Here is a 22,560-nt window from a genome sequence, read left to right on the forward strand (position 1 = left end):
AATTAAATTAGTTAATTGCTTTTACAACTGCTTTTGGTGCTTCTTTACGTGTTCCATCAAAACCATCAATTCCGCTTACCGTTGTGTATTTCATGACATATTTTTTGTCTGGAAATATACGTTGATATGCACTTTGACACATTAAAGTTGCTTCATGAAATCCGCAAAGAATCAACTTTAATTTCCCTGGATATGTGTTTACATCACCAATGGCGTAAATCCCTGGAATGTTCGTTTGATAGTCTAAGGTATTGTCAACTTTAATGGCGTTTTTCTCAATTTCTAATCCCCAATCTCCTATTGGACCTAATTTTGGTGCCAATCCGAATAGTGGAATGAAATGATCGGTTTCTAAAGTAACCGAATCTTCTCCTTTTTTAGAAACCTCAACACCAGTTACATGATTTTCACCATGAATTGCTGTAATTTCCGCAGGCGTTATTAAGTTGATTTTTCCAAGGTTTTTGAGTTCTTGTACTTTTTCAACAGAATCTAATGCGCCACGAAATTCATTACGTCTGTGCACTAAAGTTACTTCTGAGGCAACGTCTGTTAAGAAGATACTCCAATCTAAAGCAGAGTCTCCACCACCAGCAATGACTACTTTTTTATCACGATAAATTTCTGGATCACGAATAATATATTCGACACCTTTGTCTTCGTAATTTGCTAAATCTTTAATTGGTGGTTTTCGCGGTTCAAAACTTCCCAATCCGCCAGCAATGGCAACAATTGGCGCGTGATGTTTTGTCCCTTTATTTGTAGTTACGATGAACGTTCCATCGTCTAGTTTTTCAATAGTTTGCGCGCGTTCTCCTAGTGTAAATGTAGGTTCAAACGGCTCAATTTGCTTCATTAAATTGTCTACCAAATCACCTGCCAATACTTCAGGATATCCTGGGATATCATAAATTGGTTTTTTTGGATAAATTTCAGAACATTGTCCACCTGGTTGTGGCAATGCATCTATTAAGTGACATTTTAATTTTAATAATCCTGCTTCAAAAACAGTAAAAAGTCCCGTAGGACCAGCTCCAATAATGAGTATATCGGTCTTAATCATTTTCTTTTATATAAATCTGATACAAAAATAACGTGTGCACAGCTGCCTTTTTATGACATTTGTCAGTTACTCTATGTTGATTACCTTTTCAATTTGCGGCACATGTTTTTTGATAGTCATTTCAACACCTGACTTTAGTGTCATTTGGTTTACACTACATCCGACGCAAGCTCCTTCTAACTGAACTTTTACCAACGTATCATTTTCAATGCCAACGAGTCTAATATCGCCGCCATCGCTTTGAAGAAAAGGGCGAATTTCGTCTAGCGCCTTTTCAACGTTGTTTTTTATTTCTTCACTTGTCATCTCTATTCTATTTAAGTGTTTATTTTTTAACAGCCGAACATCCAGCCATTGTGGTAATTTTAATTACTTCTGTAGCAGGCAAACTTTCATTTCTGTTTACCACTTCTTGCACTACATTTCGAGTTATCTCTTTAAAAGCTTCTTCGGTTGATGTAGCGGTTTGCATTGCTGCAGGTCTTCCAACATCTCCAGCTTCACGAATACTTTGTACCAATGGAATTTCTCCTAAGAATGGCACTTCAATATCTTCTGCTAGGTTTTTTGCACCTTCTTTTCCAAAGATGTAATATTTGTTGTTTGGCAACTCTTCAGGAGTAAAATACGCCATATTTTCTATAATTCCCAATACAGGAACGTTTATACTTTCTTGTTGGAACATTGCCACACCTTTTTTTGCATCAGCTAAAGCTACATTTTGCGGTGTACTTACGACAACTGCTCCTGTAATTGGCAATGATTGCATGATACTTAAGTGAATGTCTCCTGTTCCTGGAGGCAAGTCTAATAATAAGAAGTCGATTTCGCCCCAAGCGGCATCAAAAATCATTTGATTTAAAGCTTTACTCGCCATTGGTCCACGCCAAACTACTGCCTGATTTGGTTTTGTAAAGAATCCGATAGAAAGAATTTTTACTCCATAGCTTTCTACAGGTTTCATTTTTGATGTTCCATCTACACGAACAGCTAATGGTTTTTCACCTTCAACATCAAACATAATTGGCATTGATGGCCCGTAAATATCTGCATCTAATACACCAACTTTAAAGCCCATTCCCGCTAAGGTTACGGCTAAATTTGCGGTTACAGTAGATTTCCCTACACCACCTTTTCCAGAAGCAACAGCGATAATATTTTTAATATTTGGCAATTGTTTTCCTTTGATTTCAGGTTTTGCTGGCGCTTCAACTTTTATATTTACTTTGACTTTCGCGTCTGCATATACTTTTTCAAGTAATACCGAAGTAATTTCCGATTCTACTTTTTTCTTTGCTTGTAATGCAGGATTTGTAATGACAATATCAACTACAATTTCATCTGCAAATGTCATTATGTTTCTTACAGCGCCGCTAGCAATCATATTAGCACCTTCGCCAGGAACGGTAATGGTACTTAATGCTGCTTGTATATCTTTCTTTTCTATTTTCAAAATGTTGTTTTTAGTTTGCTTTATTCAATTCTGAAAGCGTTTTTTGTAATAGCTTCAATGTAAATTGATTCTAAATTGCAAAGATACAGCGAAATGTTTAGAATTAGAAGTTGTAGTATTGAAATGATTGATGGTATAATTTAGTCTTCTTATAAGGTGTTAAAATAACATTCTTTTATTAGAGACAATTTCTTTTTGCCTGTTAAAACTCGTTCGTTTTTCTAGTGATTTGCATCAAAGTATCTCTGTTTTTATAAAAACCGACTGTCTACATTAGGGTTATACTTGAAATTTTAGTTTTTTTGTGACTAAGTAATTAAAATCTTAGTAAGAGGTAAAAGCAAATGAATTCGTACGAATTAAGTTAGCTTTAAATAAACTTTTAAGATATTTTTACTTTCAAATACATAGCCAAAAACCAAACCTTCATGAAAAAAACCTACTTTATTGCAATCATACTTTCCCTAATTTGTATTCATAGTGTTCAAGCCCAAATTGTAAATATTGGAGATCCAAGTTTAAAAGCTGAATTGATTGCTGATGGTGTTGACGCTAATAATGATGGAGAAATTCAAGTCAGTGAAGCGCTTGCAGTTACTAGTTTGAATATAAGTGGTAATCAAACGAGAACTTTTGAAGGTATTGATCAATTTACAAATGTTACAAGTTTGACTATTGGATCATCATCTTATCCTTTTGATGAATATACTAATCTTGATCTCAGAAAATTAACAAACCTTGAAGTTCTGAGTTGTGGTTTTGGTATTAATGGAGAAGTGAATGTTTCTGATTTGAATAACTTAAAAATAGTAAATGCAGGTGTTGCTACATTTAGTAATATTTCTAAATTTAATTTAACTGGATTAACCAACTTAGAAGAGTTTATATATGGCCCAACAAATTCAGGAGAACCTAATGAGCCTCCCGTACAGGCATATTTTAACAATTTAACAAACTTAACAAGACTAGAAGTATACCAAAACAGGCTTACCTCTTTAGAGATTGGAAACTTATCAAACTTGGAAACCTTGTATTGTTCAACTAATGAAATTACATCATTGGACTTGTCTAATATGACTAATTTAACGCAGTTTCATTGTACACAAAACCAACTAACTTCATTAGATGTTAGCAATACCAATATTACTGGAATTTTTGGCTTTGCATACAACCCAATAACCAACTTAAATATAAAAGATGGAATCGATAATAGTATAGATTCAAATTCGTTTGAAGCTACAAATATTCAGTCTATTTGTTGTGATGTAAGTGAACTAACAACAGTTCAAAATAGCGTTGCCAGTGCAGGACATACAGGCGTTACTTTTGAAACAAATTGTACGCCTACTCCAAGTACTCCATATTATACGATTCAAGGAAAAAACACCTTAGACTCAAACTTAAATGGCTGTGATGTCGGAGACAGTTTTTTACCAACAGTTGAATACACCATTTCAGATGGTACAAATGACGTAACGATTTATACTGATAAACTTGGAAATTACGAATTTGTTGGAAAAGCAGGTACGTATACCATTACACCTAGTATTCCAAATACAAGCTATTATACATTTTCTCCTGCAAGTGTTACGATAAACCTTCCGGCAGATGGAACGATGGTTGTACAAGATTTTTGTGTGACACCAAACGGCGCTCCCATTGTAACCTCACTTTCTACACGATTAAAAAATGATCTAATTGCGCAAACTAATGTTGATACGAATGGCGATGGCGAAATACAAATTACGGAAGCTGAAAGTGTGACCAATTTAAATATTGTGAGTCCAATTATTAAAGGGTTGGATGATTTTATAAATATTGAAACGCTAAATTGTAGTAGTTCTTCAATTTTTGCCGATCCTTTTAATACAGTTTGGGTGCTATATTTAGATGTAAGTCCATTGGTTAATTTGAAAAACTTATACGCTTCGGGGAATCGAATTGCTACGTTAGATGTAAGTCAAAATACAAATTTGGAACGTCTTGATTGTGCAGGAAATATACTAAACTCATTGTTGCTTCATAATAACCCGAATTTAAAATATTTAACTTGTGGAAATATTACAGGAGGTCTAGTTATTCCTCCTGGCGCATATTCTGAGGTAAACAGAAATACGTTTAAAACATTAGATTTGAGCAATAATCCTTTGTTAGAATCTGTAAATTGCTCGTATGCTACCATGGAAGGAATTGTTTTTGGCAGTAACACAAACTTAGAAACAATTTATTGTATAAACAACGGTCTTACTTCGCTTGATATTTCGCAACTTCCAAATTTAAAAACCTTGCATTGTTATACAAATGATGGTACAAGTGGTTATATTCCAAATAATGAATCTAATCAACTTACAGCACTAGATATTTCACAAAACACCAATCTATTGACGTTGTTGTGTTATAAAAACAATATTAGCACTCTAGACACATCTTTAAACAGTGTTCTACAAACATTAAATTGTAGTTATAATTCCTTGACTTCAATTGATATTTCGCAAAACAGCAATTTATTTTATTTTGATTGCGGTAATAATCCGTTAAACACTTTTAATGTTTCTCAAAGTACAGGATTAAAGACATTAGGTTGTGCCAATATAGGACTCACGACACTAGATTTGAGTCCGTTTCCAGATTTATACAGTGTAAATTGCAATGATAATAGCCTAACAACACTTGATGTTTCTCAAAATTCCAACTTGACATATTTATATTGTCGAGATAATATGATTACACAATTGTTTGTGAAAAACGGAAATAATTTTACAACAACCGTTACAGATGATTATCACTACACTTATCATTTTCAATATACAGGAAACCCTATAGCATATATTTGTGCAGATGATTTTGAAATTGAAGAAATTTTAAATTATATGCCTTCTAATTTAAATATCGCTGTAAACACTTATTGTTCATTTACACCTGGTGGAAGCTATAATACGATTCAAGGAACGGTTCGTTTAGATGGAAATAGTAATGGTTGTGACGTAAGTGATAATCCGTATCAATACTTAAATTTGAATGTAACAAATAGCGAGAACGAAACCTCAACAGTAGTTAGCTTAAACGATGGTTCGTATGCGTTTCATGCCTCAGATGATGATGTATATACCGTAACGCCTGTGTTAGAAAATACAGCCTATTTTACAGTGTCTCCTGCAAGTATTACGGTCAATTTTCCAACAGATGCTAGTCCGTTTACGCAAGATTTTTGCGTTACGCCAAACGGAATTGCTAATGATGTTGATGTAACACTGATTCCGCTAAATATTGCCAGACCAGGATTTGATACCAATTACAAATTAGTTTACAAAAACAAAGGAAATACGACGTTATCTGGCGCTATTAGCTTGACTTTTGAAGATGATTTTATGGATTTAGTTTCTTCTAACCCTTTGACAGCTACTCAAGCCGTTAATTCACTTGAGTGGAATTATACAAATCTATTACCGTTTGAATCACGTGAAATTATGTTTACGATGAATTTAAACACACCAACAGATGCTTCTTTTCCTTTAAATGCTGATGATACTTTAGCTTTTGAAGCTATAATAAGTCCTGTAGTTGCCGATGAAACTATGGACGATAATACAAACACACTTTCGCAAATTGTGGTGAATTCTTTTGATCCGAATGATAAGAATTGCTTGCAAGGAACTGAAGTGACAACAGAACTTGTTGGAAAGTATGTAGATTATATGATTCGTTTTGAAAATACAGGAACTGCCAATGCTATTAATGTGGTTGTAAAAGATGTGATTGAAACTACAATGTTTGACCCAAGCACATTGATTGTGACCAATGCAAGTCATTCTGTTGCGACTCGATTTACCAATGCAAATACGGTAGAGTTTATTTTTGAAAATATCAATTTGCCTTTTGACGATGCTTCAAATGATGGTTTTGTAACGTTTAAAATAAAAACACTTCCAACTTTAGACATTGACGATACGTTTGAAAACAAAGCAGAAATTTATTTTGACTTCAACTTTCCTATTGAAACAAACAATAGTATTACAGTTATTAAAGATGTGTTGAGTACAACTGATATTTCGTTTGAAAGTTTTGAAATGTATCCAAATCCTGTGAAAGATGTGGTTAGTATTAAAACGAAAGAAACGATTGAGAGTATTAAAATCTATGCTATTTCTGGGAAGTTTATTTATGAACAATCATTTACAGGAATACAAAACACGATTGAAATTGAGACTTCAAAGCTTGCACAAGGAACGTATTTTGTTAAGATTGAAACAGAATCAGGTGCGGTTATGGTAAAGAAAATGGTGAAAGGATAGAACTTTTAGAGTCAATAAAAATGATGCTGTTCTTTAGCTTCTCGACTGCGCTCGAAGTGACATTAGTGTTGACTAATTGCCGGATAACTCCATGGAAGCAATATTCTCATGAAAGTTTACAAAAGAAATTAAAGTAGCTCTCGATCAGACATTTTTTTTTACAATGACCTTTGTTTCGTCTTTGCGAAAGTTTTAAAAAAACTTGTGACAATCTGTTTCTTGAGTAACAGATTGCTTGGTCATTCATTCTCACAAAAACGATTGGTAGTTATTTTTAATAAATTTTCAATGTAGCAGCGTCAATTCTGCGGAAGCGATATAAAATTAAATATATACGTCACTACGAAGAGTTTACGACGTGGTAGTCTGTTTCTAATAGAAATTAAAGTTTTCTTTGAAGAAGATTGCTTCGTCATTCTTTCTCGCAAAGACGAATCGTAGTTTTTAATACATTTTCAAATAAACCTCCTACAAAAGTTCCTCAGAAGGATCCCAAAGATATTTTTCAAGATTTTGAATTTGATTGTCGACAACCTCAACACCTTCGCTTTCTAGCAATTGTTGCATTAAGTTGGTGCCTTGAAAATGATGTTTTCCTGTAAGTAAGCCTTTTTTGTTTACCACTCTGTGCGCATGTACGTCTTCATGTTTACCTGAGCTATTCATTGCCCAACCAACCATACGTGCGCTTCTGGCTGCGCCTAAATATTTGGCAATAGCGCCGTAACTTGTAACTCTTCCATACGGAATTAAACGAGCAACTTCGTATACACGCTCAAAGAAATTTTGGTTTTCTGGTTTCATATAGCAGCATCATTATGATAAAAAATACGAACGAGCGTCACGATGACTAAAACCAACATTAACGCACTTAAAATATGATCGGAATATTTAGAGAAATGTCCCGATTTTGATTGTGATTTGTTAAAATAAAACACATACATGTACAACATAGCAAAGGTTCCAAATCCTGTTCCTAAAACAAAGACAACAATATCAGGAATTGAAAATTCCATCAAGCCCGAAGTCCTCCACAAAGCATTTAAACCTATAAAGTAAGGAATTGGTAATACATTGAGCATTGCTAGAAAAATTCCTTTAAAGAAACTTCCTTTTTTGCTCACTTTTACCATGCGAATTCGTTTTTCTTTGTGCTTTTTCTTTCTTGCAATGATGAAAAAATAAATCCCCAAAAGTCCAAATATTACCAAAGCAGCTTTTTCTAATACTGCAATTATTTGCTGATTATTGTACAAATATTTGGAAATCATTACTGCAATAATTGCTTGAATAAGCACTACAATAGAAGCTCCAATGGCAAAAATAACACCATTCATTTTCCCTTTTTGTGTACTAATTTTAGCCGCCGTAATGTTTATTAAACCCGGAGGAACAACACCTAAAAGTGCCGCTGAAAAAGTGATAAAAAAGAGAATAATGAGATCGGTCATTACTTAATTTTGAAGTGAATATAAGTAATTGCTTTGTTTACTTCCAAATATTGCGACTCGTAAAATGTCTGTATGTCAGTAACTTCTGCAGGACTTCCTTCGTTTCTATACACATCATGATTGGCATACAACACCTCGTGTCCTGCGCCATGCAAAAGCCCAAGCGTATATCCGTGCATAAATTCGCTATCCGTTTTTAAATGTACAGTTCCTTCTGCGTTGAGTATTTTTTTGTACCGTGCTAAAAAGACTTCATTGGTCATTCTGTGTTTGGTTCGCTTGTATTTTATTTGCGGATCGGGAAAAGTAATCCATATTTCAGCTACTTCATTTTCGGCAAATAATCCTTCTACCAATTCTATTTGCGTTCTAATGAAAGCAACATTGTTCATATCGTCTTCCACCGCCGTTTTAGCTCCACGCCAAAAACGTGCACCTTTGATGTCGATTCCAATAAAGTTTTTATTTGGAAACTTTTTTGCCAGTGCGACACTATATTCTCCTTTTCCACAGCCTAATTCCAATACAATTGGCGCATCGTTTTTAAAGAAATCACTGTTCCATTTTCCTTTGTACGGAAAATTTCCATCCACAATTTCTTCACGTGTTGGCTGTATTACATTTGAAAACGTATCGTTTTCTCTAAAGCGTTTCAGTTTGTTTTTACTTCCCACAATAGTTTCTTAATGTAAGCTCGACGTATTACATTCGAACAAAATTTATAAATATTTTTTTATGCTGTTCTTAAATATTGAAAATTCAGTTTTTTATTTTCGTTTTTTACTCGCTAAATAAAAGAAATGCATTTTTAACTCATATCATTTATTTTTATCAAACTGATGTTTTCTTAATATTTTGACAAAACTAAGGAAATCTTGCAGACCTTTTAATATTCTTATCTTTGATTTTATGAAGAATTCAAAAACTGTTCTTATTGCTCCCTTAAATTGGGGTTTAGGTCATGCTACTAGATGCATTCCAATTATACGAGGTTTACTTGCCGAAAATTATACACCAGTCATTGGTTCTGATGGAATTGCGCTTCAATTGCTACAAAAAGAATTTCCAGAATTAGAGACAATTACCTTGCCCGATTACCAAATTGAATACGCAAAAAAAGGAAAGAATTTTAAGTTGAAAATGCTGAAAGATTCTCCAAAAATTCTCAAAGCCATTTCCGAAGAAAAGAAAATTGTAAAGAAGTTGGTGAAAAAGCGTGATTTTTGCGGAATTATTTCTGACAACCGATTGGGCGTATACAGTAAAAAAGTGCCTTCTGTTTTTATGACGCATCAATTAAATGTGCTAAGTGGTAACACAACATGGTTTAGCAGTAAATTGCATCAACTTGCTATTAAGAAGTTTGACGAATGTTGGGTTCCTGATGTGGCTGACAAACCAAATCTTTCAGGAAAATTAGGGCATTTAAAGAAACATTCGTTTCCAATAAAGTATATAGGACCGCTGAGCAGATTACATGCACAAGAACTGCCAATTGTATATGATTTAATGGTGATCTTGTCAGGACCAGAACCGCAGCGCACAATGTTGGAAGAAAAGTTGTTTGAAGAAGTAAAGCATTTTGACGGAAAGGTATTGTTTGTTCGCGGAAAGGTAGAAGCCAACCAAGAACGTTTTCAGTTTTTGAATTGTGAAGTGGTAAATTTTATGCAGAGTGATGAACTCGTAAAAGCATTTAACGAAAGTGAAATTGTATTATCGCGTTCGGGTTATACAACGGTAATGGATTTGGCAAAATTGAATAAGAAAGCCTTTTTTATTCCAACACCTGGACAATTTGAGCAAGAGTTTTTAGCCAAACGTTTGCAGAAACAACAATTAGTTCCAACTGCTACGCAAGCTAAATTTTCCATTGATCAATTGGAACGTGTAAAAGATTTTAAAGGATTGAGTCAATTTAATTACGAAGAAGATTACAAAGATTTATTCAGCCTTTTCCAAAGTGAATGAGAACTCTGAACCAACATCATATTCACTTTCTACATATATTTTTTCGGTATGCGCTTCAATAATATGTTTTACTATAGAAAGTCCTAAACCAGAGCCACCTTCTTTTCGTGTACGACTTTTATCTACACGATAGAAACGTTCAAATAATCGAGGAATATTTTCTTTTTCAATTCCTTCTCCATTATCGGTCACACGGACAATTACTTTATTTCGAATGAGGTTTTCGACACTGATTTCCGTCGTTCCATTTTCGCGTCCGTATTTAATAGAATTTACAATCAAATTGGTTAATACTTGCTGAATACGCTCTTTATCTGCCATAACCATAATTGGATCGACATAATTCATATCAAACGCTAATGAAATTTCTTTTTTTGCCGCTTTCATTTCCAGCAAATCAAATACATTTTGCACCAATTCGATGATATCAAACTCTTCGGTATCTAAATTTAAATCTCCTGTTTCTAATTTGGTAATCATATCCAAATCTTTCACGATATAGATTAACCTTTCAACTCCTTTTCCTGCGCGATTCAAGTATTTTTTACGAATTGCCTTATCTTCCATAGCGCCGTCTAGCAAAGTCAAAATATAACCTTGCACGGTAAAAAGTGGCGTTTTTAATTCGTGTGAAACATTTCCAATAAATTCTTTTCGGTAGTTTTCTCGAATCTTTAATGTTTCAATTTCTAACTTTTTATTTGTGGCAAATTTTTCAATCTCTTTTGTCAACGTTGCCATATCTGTTGTAATTGGATGATTTTGAAAATCACTCACATCTAACAACGTCACATCATCATAAATTCGCTTTACACGTCTATAAATAAAACGTTCTACTCTAAATTGAATGATAAAAAAGCAAAACGCGAAACATATCACCATAAATATAATCGGTATTATATATTGATTAATACCGAAACTATACAGTAATGAAACAAGTAAAACCGTTACAAATAAGGTAATATAGAAAGAAGACCTTAAAGCAAACTTATAGGATTTTTTGAGTTTTCTAGTCATGTATTATTCTACGTATTTATATCCTACGCCTTTTACAGTTTTAAAATGGTTTTCACCAATTTTTTCTCTTAATTTACGAATGTGTACATCTATTGTTCGTCCACCAACAATAACTTCATTTCCCCAAACTTTATCTAAAATTTCTTCTCTTTTAAATACTTTTCCTGGACGAGATGCCAATAAAGATAAGAGTTCAAATTCTTTTCTAGGTAAAATAATTTCTACACCTTCTTTTTCTATTTTGTATTCTTCTCTGTTAATTACAATATTACCAACAGTTACAATTTGTGCATTTTCATCTTCCTCTTTCAACCTACGAAGCAATGCTTTTACTTTACTTACCAATACTTTTGGTTTAATTGGTTTTGTAATATAATCATCTGCACCAGCATCAAATCCTGCAACTTGCGAATAATCTTCACCTCTTGCAGTTAAAAATGTAATAATGGTATTGGCAAGGCTGCTATCTTTTCTAATATTCTCACAAGCTTCCATTCCGTCCATTTCTGGCATCATTACATCCATAATGATTAAATGTGGTTTTACTTTTTTTGCTATTGAAATTGCTTCCACTCCATTTGCTGCTGTTGAAATTTGATATCCTTCAGATGAAAGATTATATCCAACAATTTCTAATATATCTGGCTCGTCATCAACCAATAAAATTTTAATATCCTTTTTTCTCATTTTACGTTTTTTAACATAAATAACTGATTTTATTACAGTTACTTGATAGTTGTGTTTTGTTTCTAGACCTCAAAAGTAAAGATAAAATTAAATAATGAAAGCAGTTAACACTCTTTTAATATCATAACATTAAGCTAACATACATATTACAAATCTTTAACCTGCAAGTAACATCATCTTTACACGTTCCTCATTTCTTTGCGCTGTGAAATAAAAACTTAGATGAGACAAAAAATTACACTTACGATTCTCCTATTACTAATTTGCTTTTTAGGATATGCTCAAAACGGTTCCATTGTTGGAAAGATTCTTGACAAAGAAATGAACAATGATCCTTTACCTTTTTCTAATATCTCTATAAAAGGTACAACTAAAGGAACTACATCAGATTTAGATGGACTGTACCAAATTACAGAAGTTGAACCAGGAACTTATACATTGGTTGTTAGTTTTGTTGGATACAAGACACAAGAAATTCCTAATGTGGTTGTAAATGCTGGAAAAATAACAACTGTAGATGTAATTTTAGCAGTCAACGCTGCAAGTTTAGATGCAATTGTCATCACAGCAACTACTAGAAAAATTTCTGAAGCTGCTACATTATTAGAACAAAAGAAATCTAAAGATATCAAACAAATTATTGGAGCCGAGGAACTTGCCCGAAAAGGTGTAAGTGATGCTGCAGGAGCTGTAACAAAGATTTCGGGAGTTTCTAAACAAGAAGGTTCAAGCAATGTATATGTACGTGGATTGGGTGATCGTTATTTAAACACTACGTTTAACGGATTGCCATTACCATCAAACGATATTAATAAAAAGAATATTGAATTAAGTTTATTTGCTTCTGATGTGATTGAAAATGTATCTATCAGCAAAGCCTATTCTGGAAAACAATACGGAGATTTTGCCGCAGGTAATGTAAACATCAATTCAAAAGATTATAAAGGTAAAGGAAGTTTAGAAGCTTTTGCTGGAACAAGTGTAAACACAAACGCAATCGGAGAAAACTTTGTAAAGAGTGAAGGTTCTGGATTCTTTGGAGATTATGCTAGACATAAACAAAATCCATTTGCTGTGATTTTATCTCACGGAGTTGATCCAGAAGATGTAAGTGTACCAATCAATATAACATTTGGAATTTCTGGAGGAAAATCATGGGATTTTGAAAATGATTCTCGTTTAAGCGTTTTCGGAACGGTTTCTTTTGAAAACGGATACGAATACAGAAGAGGTGAAGCTACCGATTTTACAACGGTTGAAAAGAAGGCTTTCCAAGATGCAGAAGAGTTTGAATACAGCACGACTACAACTGCCATGGGAACTTTAAATTATAAAATTGATGATAAGAATAAATTAAAATTCAATTCATTATTCGTCAATAGCTCTACAAATGAAGTTGGATATTTTGGTATCGATGGAAAAGGTAGAAATAGAGATGCCATTTTAAATACAGATGAAGGTTTTTATCAAATGAACGCTCAGTTCGATCAAAATCAAGTATTTGTAAACCAACTAATCGGTAATCATAAAAATGATAAAATAGAGATTGATTGGGCAGCAGGATACAATTTAGTATATGCAAAGCAACCAGACAGAAAGCGTATTAGTATTGAAAACTATCAGTTTGCTTTAGATAATGATGCTTCAACAAACCCAACATTTTTTAGCAATGTAGCTTTTGACAATCAGCGTTATTTCCAAGACATTGACGATACAGAATTTAACGGACGTGTAAATTTAGCGTACAACGTAAACGAAAATTTCAAATTAAACTTAGGGTATAACGGAAGAAGCAAAGAGCGTAATTTTGAAAACATTCGTTATGGTTATGACATTGTTGACTCTGATTTTGCGATCACTGATGTAAATAATCTAAATAGCATTTTCAATATTGGAAACTTCAATTCTGACGGAGGAGCAATTTATGATATCAAAGTCATCAATTCAATTCCAGATTTAGGAAATACAAACAGACCTGGACTTGCTGAAAACACATACACAGGTAATTTAGACTTATTTGCTGGATATGCTGACGCAGAAATTAAATCAGAAAAATGGTTAATTGTTCCAGGAATTCGTTTTGAATCATTTGATCAAAGTATTGCTTACGACGTAATTAACTTAGGAAATAATGGAAACTCTAGCAGAAGCGCTTATGAAAACTTCATCTTACCAAGTTTAAACGTAAAATATGAATTAACAGAAGAGCAAAACATTCGTTTCTCTGCAAGTAGAACGGTTTCATTACCAGAATTTAAAGAAACTGCTCCTTTTGTATACATCGATGTAACCAACAGAATTGGTGGTAACCCTGACTTATTAGGTGCAACAGATGCTTCATTTATCAATGTAAGTGATAAATCATATTCAAACGTAATCAACATTGATTTAAAATATGAATGGTTCTTTGGAAAAGGAGAAATCTTCTCTGTATCTGCTTTCGGAAAACAAATTTCTGATCCTGTAAACCGAGTAGTTGCCTTTGATGCTACTGGAACGCAACGTTATTTTAGAACAGGTGAAAAAGCAAATGTATATGGAGTTGAATTTGAATTCAGAAAGAACTTACTACAAAACGAAGATGAAGAAACTTTACTTTCTGCTGGGTTAAACACAACAATCATGCACACAAAGCAAGACTTGTATAACGAGATTGCGGGTACATACAGTGTGAGCTTCAGAGAAAATGAAGAGCAATTACAAGGAGCTTCTCCATTCATTATCAATGCAGATGTAAGCTACTCTCCTACTTTTGGAAACTACAAGCCAACAGGAAACTTAGTATTCTCTTATTTCTCAGACAGAATTGACGCTTTAGGATCAGGTCAATTAGGAAACATTATCGAAAAAGGTGTACCAACATTAGATTTCATCTTAAAGAATAAAATTACAGAGAACTTTGAAGTAAACTTCAGCATAAAAAACATCTTAAATCCTGACATCAAATTTGTTCGTGAAACTAGTGGCGGAGACGTTTTAGTAACATCTACAAATGGAAAAGGTGTTTCTGGATTTGATAGAGGTAGAAACATTGGATTTCAATTAAAATATAAATTCTAAACAAACAACACAACTAAAAAAAATTAACAAAATGAAAAATTACTTAGTACTTGGATTAGCACTGGTAGGATTATTAAGCATCACTTCTTGTGCTTCAGATGACACAGCAGACATCAACATTGTAAACAACGGAGGAACTACAAATCCTACTACACCTGGAACCATATTATTATCTGGAACCTACACAGAAGATTTAGACTTAGACGCTAATAATACATACAAAATAAACGGATCATTAATCATGGCTACTGGAACTACATTACGTATTCCAGCTGGTATGACAATTGAAGCTTTGGCTGCAGGATCTGATGTATATGTAGCTATTTCTCAAGGAGCTACAATTGAAGCAGTTGGAACAGCAAGTGACCCAATTGTTTTTACTTCTGATGCTTCTGCACCAGGCGCTGGAGATTGGGGAGGACTAATTATCTTAGGTAGTGCTCCAATCAACTCTGTTGCTGGAAATGCTACTGCAACTTCAGAAATTGCAAGCTTACCTTACGGTGGAACAGACGCAACTGACAACTCTGGAATGTTACGTTATGTACGTGTACAATATTCTGGTGGATCTGCAGATGGACAATCAGAAAACAACGGAATCTCTTTCTACGGAGTTGGAAACGGAACAACTGTTGAATACGTGCAAGTATTTGAAGGAAAAGATGATGGATTTGAGTTCTTTGGTGGAACTGTAAATGCTGATTATATTTCTGTAGTAAACGCACAAGATGATTCTATCGACTGGACAGAAGGATATACTGGAACAATCACAAATGCATATGTAAAGCATGGAGCTGATCATGACAAAGGAATTGAAGCTGATGGTTTCAATACTGATATCGGGAACAACTCAAGCCCAATTTATTTCTCTGCTCCAACAGTAAACAACTTAACAATTGTAGGTTTAGGATCTGCAAATAGTAGTGAAGCTATTCGTTTAAGAGCTGGAACAAGAGCCACTTTTAACAATGTAGTTTTAGAAGGATACGGAGAAGGATTTGACTTAGATGGAAACGCAACTGATAGCCCAACAGGTGCTGGAGTTACAAGTGGTGAAACTACGGTTACTGACATCTTATTCACAGACATCACACTAAAAGTAAAAAATGATACAGGAGTATCGTTTACAGACGCCGATTTAATCTCAGGAGACGGAAACGGAACAGGAACTGACTATGCAACTTGGGGAGCTGGTTGGACTGTAGGAAACTAATTCCAAAAAAAACAATGTTTATAAAAAACGTCTTCATACAGAAGGCGTTTTTTGCTTTATACGCAATAACACTTTTGTTATCAAATGGTTAAAACAACGTACAAATACGTAAGTAGGCTTCTATAATTCGACTTCTTTTGTATATTTGCACCATATATTATTATAAATAGTTAAAATATAACGTATGATTAAAAATTACTTACTATTAGTTGCGCTGTTAATATCTACTGTTTCTTTCGGACAGGTATTAGCGGAAGACTTTGATTATGGAATGACTGGTGGAGACTTAACTACAGCTAGTGGTGGAGCATGGGCTCAGCACTCAGGTTCTGCAGGCCCAGTACAGTATGTGGCAACGCCAAGTTTGACAATGACAGGATATCCTTCATCAGGAATAGGTGGACATGCATCAGTTTCTGGAACTTCTCAAGATGTGAACAGATCTTTTTCAGGTATTTCATCTGGAACAGTATATGGAAGTGCGCTAGTAAACTTAAGTGCTGTAGGTAGCGGAAACTATTTCTTACACTTTAATATTGCGGGTGGTTTTACTACAAGAGTTGGAGCAAGAGATGATGGAAGTGGTGGTGTACAATTCGGTGTTGAAACAGATAGCTCTACCTTAATATACGGAACAACATCATACGCTTTGAATACTACATACCTTTTAGTATTCTCTTATGAAGTTGCTACAGGAGTATCTAACTTACACGTTTTATCAGCAGTAACTGCTACAGAACCAGCAATGCCTGAAGCTACAAATACTGGAGCTACTGGAAGAACCATTAGCGCAATTGCTATTCGTCAATCTAGCGGGATCCCAACTTTCCTTATAGATGGAGTTCGTGTTGCTGAAAGCTGGAACGAAATCATGAACAACTCTTCTGTTCCTTCTTTAAGTATTGTAACGCCAGCTGATGGAACGGTATATGATCCAGGAACAAACAATGTTGATGTAACTTTTACAACGCAAAACATTGATTTAATGGTTGCTGGAAACCAAGTAAATGTAACGGTTGATTCAAACCCAACTGATGCAGATGCTACAAGTCCTTATAGTGTTACTACAATGGATGGTGGAACGTACAACGTAACTGTTGAGTTATTAGAAAACAACATGGTAATTGACACAAAAATGGTATCTTTTTCTGTTGCTAACATGACACAAGTAGCTAATATTACTGACTTACGTGCTGGAACAATAGGAGAATTTTATGAATTAACTGGTGAAGCAGTTATTTCTTATATCGTTACAGAAAGTACAAGAAATCAAAAATATATTCAAGATGCAGACGCAGGAATCTTAATTGATGATACTGCTGGAACATTAAGTGCTCCTTTAAATATTGGAGATGGAATGATTGGATTACAAGGTCAATTATCTCAATTTGGTGGTGTACTTCAATTTGTACCTACTGCAAATATCCCTGGCGCTTCTACAACAGGAAATACACTTACTCCTCTTTTTGTAACTGCTAATGAATTAGCAACAAACGGAGAAGCATACGAAAGTAGATTAATCAGAGTATTAAATGTAACTTTTGCTGACATGGGAATGTTTGCAGATAATACTAACTATACTGTAACTACTAATGGTGGGACTGACACAACTGTATGTAGAGTTTCTTTTGGTGATGAAGATTTAATTGGACAAGCTATTCCTGCTGTACCTGTTGATATTATTGGTTTAGGATCAGAATTTAATGGTACATACCAAGTATTCCCTAGATATGCTAGTGATATTGATACTACGTTAAGTACTGAAGAATTTGGAACTACGACTTCTTTTAGCATGTATCCAAATCCAACAAATGGAAATACAGTAACAATCTCTTCTGCTTCAAACAATGCAAAAGATGTTCAAGTATATAGCATCCTTGGAAAGCAAGTAATCAACACTACGATCACAAATACATTAAATGTTTCTGATTTACAATCAGGAATCTATATTGTTAAGATTACAGAAAATGGTAAATCTGCAACTAAGAAATTAGTAATCAAGTAATTTTACCAAACATAAATACATTAAAAGCATCTTGAATTTTCAAGGTGCTTTTTTGTTTTAGTGAAGCTCAGCTTTAAAAAGTCTAAAGACGAACTTTAAGTTATAAGTTGAACTAATCACGCTGTAGAGTGGGATCTAAATATGCATACTAAGAATTACTCTTATGAGATTCTGAATCAAGTTCAGAATGACAGTGTTTATTTATAAGCAAGTCAAATTCTAAAGTAATTTTCGTGTTATTTTAATTACTTTTGTTCTCTCAGAATACAACAATGAATTCCAATCCTATTTTCAATATCCATGATAAAGCTACTTTTGAAGCATTGACGTTTCAAACGTTTCAGTATCAATTTGAAAATAATCGTACGTACCGATCATTTTGCGATTTACTATACATTCATCCAAGTGATGTTACAAAAATTGAAGACATTCCATTTCTTCCAATTCAGTTCTTCAAATCGCACGAAATTGTTTCAAACAATCACTCAATTCAAGAAACATTTACAAGTTCAGGCACTACAGGAAGCATACCAAGCAAACATCATGTGACCGATTTGTCTATTTATGAAGAAAGCTATTGCAAAGGGTTTGAACATTTCTATGGAAACATTGAAGAATACGTCGTTTTAGCGCTTTTACCGAACTATTTAGAACGAAAAGGCTCATCGTTAGTCTATATGGCAAACGACCTCATCAAACTCAGCAAACAGGCTGAAAGTGGTTTTTATTTACATGATTTAAATGAATTAACGGAAAAACTCATCAAACTAGATCAAGAAGGACAAAAAGTGCTGCTCATTGGCGTTTCTTTTGCCTTATTAGATTTGATTGAAACAACACAATTCAACTTAAAGCATACCATTATTATGGAGACTGGCGGTATGAAAGGTCGTAGAAAAGAAATGATTCGTACAGAATTGCATCAACAACTTTGTGAAGGTTTTGGCGTGGCGGAAATTCATTCTGAATATGGCATGACCGAATTACTTTCGCAAGGATACTCAAAAGGAAATGGAATTTTTGAAACACCTCCGTGGATGAAACTCTTTACGCGCGATCCTGAAGATGCATTAACCATTCAACCCAAAGGAAAATCGGGCGGAATCAACGTCATTGATCTGGCAAATATAAACTCATGTTCGTTCATTGCTACGCAAGATTTAGGAAAAATACATACAGACAACACCTTTGAAATTCTTGGACGTTTTGATCATTCCGACATCAGAGGTTGCAACTTAATGGTATTTTAATTCAATCATACTGAAAGGTTTACCATAAAATACGAACTAACTATGGAGGTTAACATCTCATGTTTAGTTATTTAATAAGCAAAAAAAGCCCTGAATATTGTTCCTACTACTCAATATTCAGGGTTTATTTATTTTGTATACAATTTATAAATTCGCAACAAAAGCATTAATGCTCCTTTATAGAATTATGTAACTTGCAATTAAATCATTACAAAATGAAGCGAATACAATTAGCACTTTTACTTCCAATATTCAGTATTATTTTCCTATTTAATTCTTGTGCTACATTGGTCACGGATGAAGCCAAAAGGCTTATTACCGAAGAAAGTGGCGCAATTCCACCTGATTTAGGCAAGGAAAATACCACTATGATTTTTTTAATGTACCACGGATCATACAATCGTTACATGAAAAGAAACGTTCGTAACATCTATAAAGGCAATTACATTTTTCTACGAAAAAGAGAATTCAAAAACAATAAAAAATATCAAGATATATCAAAATATAGATATGTTTTTGGATTCGAATATACACTCTTAGATCCAGAAGGTAAATATTTTTTTGATGATAACCCTGATGTTAAGAAATTCTTTATTTATGATCGAAAAACAAATACTACCTATACAACAGAATTCATGTCTAGCAGTTGGAGTAGACTCCAAATAGGATATCTGCACAATTTGAATAAAAAAATTGCTAGCCAAAAATAATACCAGTTGAATTATAGAATTCCTAAAGCCAAAGCAAATACAGCTCTAGTTCACAATCAATAGATTATTTCATCGCAATGATGTATCAAACAAGTCTAATAATCTAATTGCTAAGTGCACCTAATCTAATACGAAAATTCGCTAATGCATCAATTGCCTTCAAACAAAAATTATCAATCAAAAGAAATAGATTGCTTCGGCATTCTTACTTTTAGTCGTGTTTTAAAATTAAATGATTTTGACTTTGAGTGAGAAAATTGTAGTTTTAAAATAATTAAGCTCTTAAAAGCTGACCTAGTAATAATAGAGATTCAATTATTACAGACATTACAACTAATTAAAATCCAAAATGCGCATACTACTCATAGCACTTTTAAGTTCCTTAATTTTAATTAGTTGTGTAAATAAAATGAAGAGCAAAGAGTCAAAAATTGAAACCAAAAAGAAAGAAGTGACACCTAAATCATTAGTAGAAAATGTTAAACTCTCAATAAGTCCTAAGTTTAAAGATTGGGTATTATTTAAAAATGGAACCTACATAATATTTGATGATATCAATCAAATTGACAACATTGAGGATGAAGCAATAAAATTAATGAAAGAATTCGGTCCTGTTTACGCTGGCGGAGCTGCAGGAGATTTTAATGTAATATCTCTTAAGAAAACCGAAGGTTGGATTGTTTCTGGACACGGATATGGAATGTACACATACGTTAACCCTTCTGAACTTGAAACGAACTCGCCTAACGACATAACTATAGGTATTTATGGACGTTCCAAACGAAATAGTGATGGAGAAAACCCAACTATCATTTACATAAATAGTTCTAAAAATGACGAGTAACTACAATAGTTATAATTCATTGTAGGGAAAAGCGAATTTCTATAAATTCGCTAATATGAAAACGCATCAATAAAGTTTCAAACAAAAAATCAAATATTGTATGAAACTGTCTAACAATCTAAGAGTGAAACGATCTAACAGCTTTCACATTGAGCGAAATCGAAGTGAAAGCGTGTCTAAAAAGTCTATTTAACTATCAACAAGAAATTCCTCTTTCTTCCACGTTGAATCGTTACAAACTTATCATTAATCAAATCGTCTGTTGTGATTTTATAATCTTCTTTAACTTTCGTTTTATTTACTGAAACCGAGTTTTCTTTCAACGCTCTACGCGCATCTCCGTTTGAATTTAAGAAGTTCGTTTTTGCAGATAATGCAGCAATCATATCCAAACCTTCTTCAATATCAGCGCGATCAATCTCTGCTTGCGGCACACCTTCAAAAACTTCTAATAATATTTTTTCATCTAGTTGTTTAAAATCTTCTGCTGTTGATTTCCCAAATAGAATATTTGTAGCCTTTTTTGCATTTTCTAAATCTTCTTTACTATGCACTAACGTTGTTACTTCTTCAGCTAAACGTTTTTGTAAAACTCGTAAATGTGGTGTTTCTGTATGTTCTGCAATTAACGCTTCAACAGTTTCTTTATCTAAAAACGTAAAGATTTTAATGTATTTTTCTGCATCTGCATCCGAAGCATTCAACCAAAATTGGTAAAATCTGAATACTGATGTTTTATCCGCATCTAGCCAAATATTTCCGCCAGCCGTTTTTCCAAATTTAGAACCATCGGCTTTGGTAATTAACGGACAGGTCATTGCGTATGCTTTTGCAGCTTCTTCTGTGTTCATTCTACGCACCAATTCGGTTCCTGTGGTAATATTTCCCCATTGATCCGATCCACCCATTTGTAACAAACAGTTATGCTCTTTATGTAAATGGTAAAAATCGTATCCTTGAATCAGTTGGTATGTAAACTCTGTAAACGACATTCCAGCACCTTCACTCGAAACACGTTTTTTTACAGAATCTTTCGCCATCATATAATTTACCGTAATTCGTTTTCCAACATCACGTGCAAAATCGATAAAAGAGAAATTTTTCATCCAATCGTAGTTGTTTACTAAAATTGGCGCATTCTCTTCGTTCGAATTAAAATCTAAAAAGCGAGACAATACACGTTTGATTCCAGCAACATTATGATTTAAAATATCTTCTGTTAGCAAATTACGCTCGTCTGACTTTCCTGATGGATCACCAATCATTCCAGTTGCACCACCAACCAATGCAATTGGCTTATGTCCAGACTTATACAAATGCATTAATAAAATAATAGGCACCATACTTCCAATGTGTAAAGAATCGGATGTTGGGTCAAATCCGATATACGCAGTCGTCATTTCTTTATTTAATTGTTCTTCTGTTCCTGGCATGATATCATGTATCATTCCTCTCCAACGTAATTCTTCTACTAAATTGCTATTCATCTGTATATTCTTTTTAAGCTCCGCAAAGATATAAAAGTGAAAAGAAAAAAGTTTATT

Annotated in this window: 17 protein-coding genes; 8 read left to right on the forward strand and 9 right to left on the reverse strand. The window is 33.7% G+C overall.

Going from position 1 to position 22,560, the window contains the following annotated elements; translation table 11 throughout:
• Positions 1-7: 7 nt before the first annotated feature.
• From ACRBBL_RS22870 to ACRBBL_RS22880, 3 genes are all read right to left on the reverse strand, one after another.
• Positions 8-1,063: an NAD(P)/FAD-dependent oxidoreductase gene (locus ACRBBL_RS22870; RefSeq protein ID WP_431371420.1), complete on the reverse strand. Its 1,056-nt coding sequence runs from the start codon at positions 1,061-1,063 to the stop codon at positions 8-10.
• A gap of 66 nt (positions 1,064-1,129) precedes the next feature.
• Complete coding sequence (locus ACRBBL_RS22875) at positions 1,130-1,369, reverse strand: NifU family protein (protein ID WP_431371421.1); 240 nt, start codon at positions 1,367-1,369, stop codon at positions 1,130-1,132.
• 19 nt (positions 1,370-1,388) lie between these two features.
• On the reverse strand, positions 1,389-2,516 hold the full coding sequence (locus tag ACRBBL_RS22880) for a P-loop NTPase (protein WP_431371422.1): 1,128 nt from the start codon (positions 2,514-2,516) through the stop codon (positions 1,389-1,391).
• Positions 2,517-2,944: 428 nt separating this feature from the next.
• Here ACRBBL_RS22880 and ACRBBL_RS22885 point away from each other — a divergent pair, with 428 nt between their 5' ends.
• Positions 2,945-6,808, forward strand: a complete 3,864-nt coding sequence (locus tag ACRBBL_RS22885) for a DUF7619 domain-containing protein (RefSeq protein WP_431371423.1) — start codon at positions 2,945-2,947, stop codon at positions 6,806-6,808.
• A gap of 468 nt (positions 6,809-7,276) precedes the next feature.
• Here ACRBBL_RS22885 and ACRBBL_RS22890 read toward each other — a convergent pair whose 3' ends face one another.
• Genes ACRBBL_RS22890 through trmB form a run of 3 tightly spaced genes read right to left on the reverse strand, consistent with a single transcriptional unit; the run spans position 7,277 to position 8,933 of the window.
• Entirely contained in the window at positions 7,277-7,612 is a 336-nt protein-coding gene (locus ACRBBL_RS22890; protein WP_431371424.1) for an MGMT family protein, read from the reverse strand.
• Complete coding sequence (locus ACRBBL_RS22895; RefSeq protein ID WP_431371425.1) at positions 7,609-8,259, reverse strand: lysine transporter LysE; 651 nt, start codon at positions 8,257-8,259, stop codon at positions 7,609-7,611. Before ACRBBL_RS22895 ends, ACRBBL_RS22890 begins: the two co-directional genes overlap by 4 nt.
• Positions 8,259-8,933: a tRNA (guanosine(46)-N7)-methyltransferase TrmB gene (trmB, locus tag ACRBBL_RS22900; protein WP_431371426.1), complete on the reverse strand. Its 675-nt coding sequence runs from the start codon at positions 8,931-8,933 to the stop codon at positions 8,259-8,261. Before trmB ends, ACRBBL_RS22895 begins: the two co-directional genes overlap by 1 nt.
• 235 nt (positions 8,934-9,168) lie before the next feature.
• On the opposite strand from trmB, the gene ACRBBL_RS22905 reads away from it, so the two are divergent.
• Positions 9,169-10,230 (forward strand): glycosyltransferase, encoded by a 1,062-nt coding sequence (locus ACRBBL_RS22905; protein WP_431371427.1) that lies wholly within the window; start codon positions 9,169-9,171, stop codon positions 10,228-10,230.
• Here ACRBBL_RS22905 and ACRBBL_RS22910 read toward each other — a convergent pair.
• Both ACRBBL_RS22910 and ACRBBL_RS22915 read right to left on the reverse strand, forming a co-directional pair.
• Positions 10,204-11,247, reverse strand: a complete 1,044-nt coding sequence (locus ACRBBL_RS22910) for an ATP-binding protein (protein WP_431371428.1) — start codon at positions 11,245-11,247, stop codon at positions 10,204-10,206. The two genes, ACRBBL_RS22905 and ACRBBL_RS22910, sit on opposite strands and share 27 nt — an antisense overlap.
• A gap of 3 nt (positions 11,248-11,250) precedes the next feature.
• Complete coding sequence (locus ACRBBL_RS22915) at positions 11,251-11,934, reverse strand: response regulator transcription factor (protein ID WP_431371429.1); 684 nt, start codon at positions 11,932-11,934, stop codon at positions 11,251-11,253.
• Positions 11,935-12,156: 222 nt separating this feature from the next.
• On the opposite strand from ACRBBL_RS22915, the gene ACRBBL_RS22920 reads away from it, so the two are divergent.
• The 6 genes from ACRBBL_RS22920 (at position 12,157) to ACRBBL_RS22945 (ending at position 21,016) form a co-directional block, all read left to right on the forward strand.
• Positions 12,157-14,994 (forward strand): TonB-dependent receptor domain-containing protein, encoded by a 2,838-nt coding sequence (locus tag ACRBBL_RS22920; protein WP_431371430.1) that lies wholly within the window; start codon positions 12,157-12,159, stop codon positions 14,992-14,994.
• Positions 14,995-15,025: 31 nt separating this feature from the next.
• Positions 15,026-16,207: a multidrug transporter gene (locus ACRBBL_RS22925; RefSeq protein WP_431371431.1), complete on the forward strand. Its 1,182-nt coding sequence runs from the start codon at positions 15,026-15,028 to the stop codon at positions 16,205-16,207.
• Between the two features lie 184 nt (positions 16,208-16,391).
• The gene (locus ACRBBL_RS22930) at positions 16,392-18,212 is read left to right on the forward strand and encodes a T9SS type A sorting domain-containing protein (protein WP_431371432.1); all 1,821 of its coding nucleotides are present in this window, start codon (positions 16,392-16,394) and stop codon (positions 18,210-18,212) included.
• Positions 18,213-18,484: 272 nt separating this feature from the next.
• Positions 18,485-19,462 carry an acyl transferase gene (locus ACRBBL_RS22935; RefSeq protein ID WP_431371433.1) on the forward strand — a complete coding sequence of 326 codons (978 nt, stop codon included), beginning with the start codon at positions 18,485-18,487 and terminating at the stop codon, positions 19,460-19,462.
• 215 nt (positions 19,463-19,677) lie between these two features.
• A complete protein-coding gene (locus tag ACRBBL_RS22940; protein WP_431371434.1) occupies positions 19,678-20,172 on the forward strand; it encodes a hypothetical protein in 495 nt (164 codons plus the stop codon).
• A gap of 409 nt (positions 20,173-20,581) precedes the next feature.
• On the forward strand, positions 20,582-21,016 hold the full coding sequence (locus ACRBBL_RS22945) for a hypothetical protein (protein WP_431371435.1): 435 nt from the start codon (positions 20,582-20,584) through the stop codon (positions 21,014-21,016).
• Between the two features lie 185 nt (positions 21,017-21,201).
• On the opposite strand, the gene tyrS is transcribed toward ACRBBL_RS22945, so the two are convergent.
• Positions 21,202-22,503 (reverse strand): tyrosine--tRNA ligase, encoded by a 1,302-nt coding sequence (gene tyrS / locus ACRBBL_RS22950; protein ID WP_431371436.1) that lies wholly within the window; start codon positions 22,501-22,503, stop codon positions 21,202-21,204.
• Positions 22,504-22,560 lie beyond the last annotated feature (57 nt).

This window comes from Kordia sp., from assembly GCF_050633145.1.
In the GTDB taxonomy this organism is placed as follows: Bacteria; Bacteroidota; Bacteroidia; order Flavobacteriales; family Flavobacteriaceae; genus Kordia.

What these genes read in the sequence shown, in the direction of transcription:
- ACRBBL_RS22885 (WP_431371423.1), top strand. Translation starts at nt 2,945, where the DNA reads ATGAAAAAAACCTACTTTATTGCAATCATACTTTCCCTAATTTGTATT.
- ACRBBL_RS22930 (WP_431371432.1), top strand. Translation starts at nt 16,392, where the DNA reads ATGATTAAAAATTACTTACTATTAGTTGCGCTGTTAATATCTACTGTT.
- tyrS (WP_431371436.1), bottom strand. Translation starts at nt 22,503, where the DNA reads ATGAATAGCAATTTAGTAGAAGAATTACGTTGGAGAGGAATGATACAT.
- ACRBBL_RS22875 (WP_431371421.1), bottom strand. Translation starts at nt 1,369, where the DNA reads ATGACAAGTGAAGAAATAAAAAACAACGTTGAAAAGGCGCTAGACGAA.
- ACRBBL_RS22890 (WP_431371424.1), bottom strand. Translation starts at nt 7,612, where the DNA reads ATGAAACCAGAAAACCAAAATTTCTTTGAGCGTGTATACGAAGTTGCT.
- ACRBBL_RS22915 (WP_431371429.1), bottom strand. Translation starts at nt 11,934, where the DNA reads ATGAGAAAAAAGGATATTAAAATTTTATTGGTTGATGACGAGCCAGAT.
- ACRBBL_RS22925 (WP_431371431.1), top strand. Translation starts at nt 15,026, where the DNA reads ATGAAAAATTACTTAGTACTTGGATTAGCACTGGTAGGATTATTAAGC.
- ACRBBL_RS22910 (WP_431371428.1), bottom strand. Translation starts at nt 11,247, where the DNA reads ATGACTAGAAAACTCAAAAAATCCTATAAGTTTGCTTTAAGGTCTTCT.
- ACRBBL_RS22935 (WP_431371433.1), top strand. Translation starts at nt 18,485, where the DNA reads ATGAATTCCAATCCTATTTTCAATATCCATGATAAAGCTACTTTTGAA.
- ACRBBL_RS22945 (WP_431371435.1), top strand. Translation starts at nt 20,582, where the DNA reads ATGAAGAGCAAAGAGTCAAAAATTGAAACCAAAAAGAAAGAAGTGACA.
- ACRBBL_RS22920 (WP_431371430.1), top strand. Translation starts at nt 12,157, where the DNA reads ATGAGACAAAAAATTACACTTACGATTCTCCTATTACTAATTTGCTTT.
- ACRBBL_RS22895 (WP_431371425.1), bottom strand. Translation starts at nt 8,259, where the DNA reads ATGACCGATCTCATTATTCTCTTTTTTATCACTTTTTCAGCGGCACTT.
- ACRBBL_RS22940 (WP_431371434.1), top strand. Translation starts at nt 19,678, where the DNA reads ATGAAGCGAATACAATTAGCACTTTTACTTCCAATATTCAGTATTATT.
- ACRBBL_RS22870 (WP_431371420.1), bottom strand. Translation starts at nt 1,063, where the DNA reads ATGATTAAGACCGATATACTCATTATTGGAGCTGGTCCTACGGGACTT.
- ACRBBL_RS22905 (WP_431371427.1), top strand. Translation starts at nt 9,169, where the DNA reads ATGAAGAATTCAAAAACTGTTCTTATTGCTCCCTTAAATTGGGGTTTA.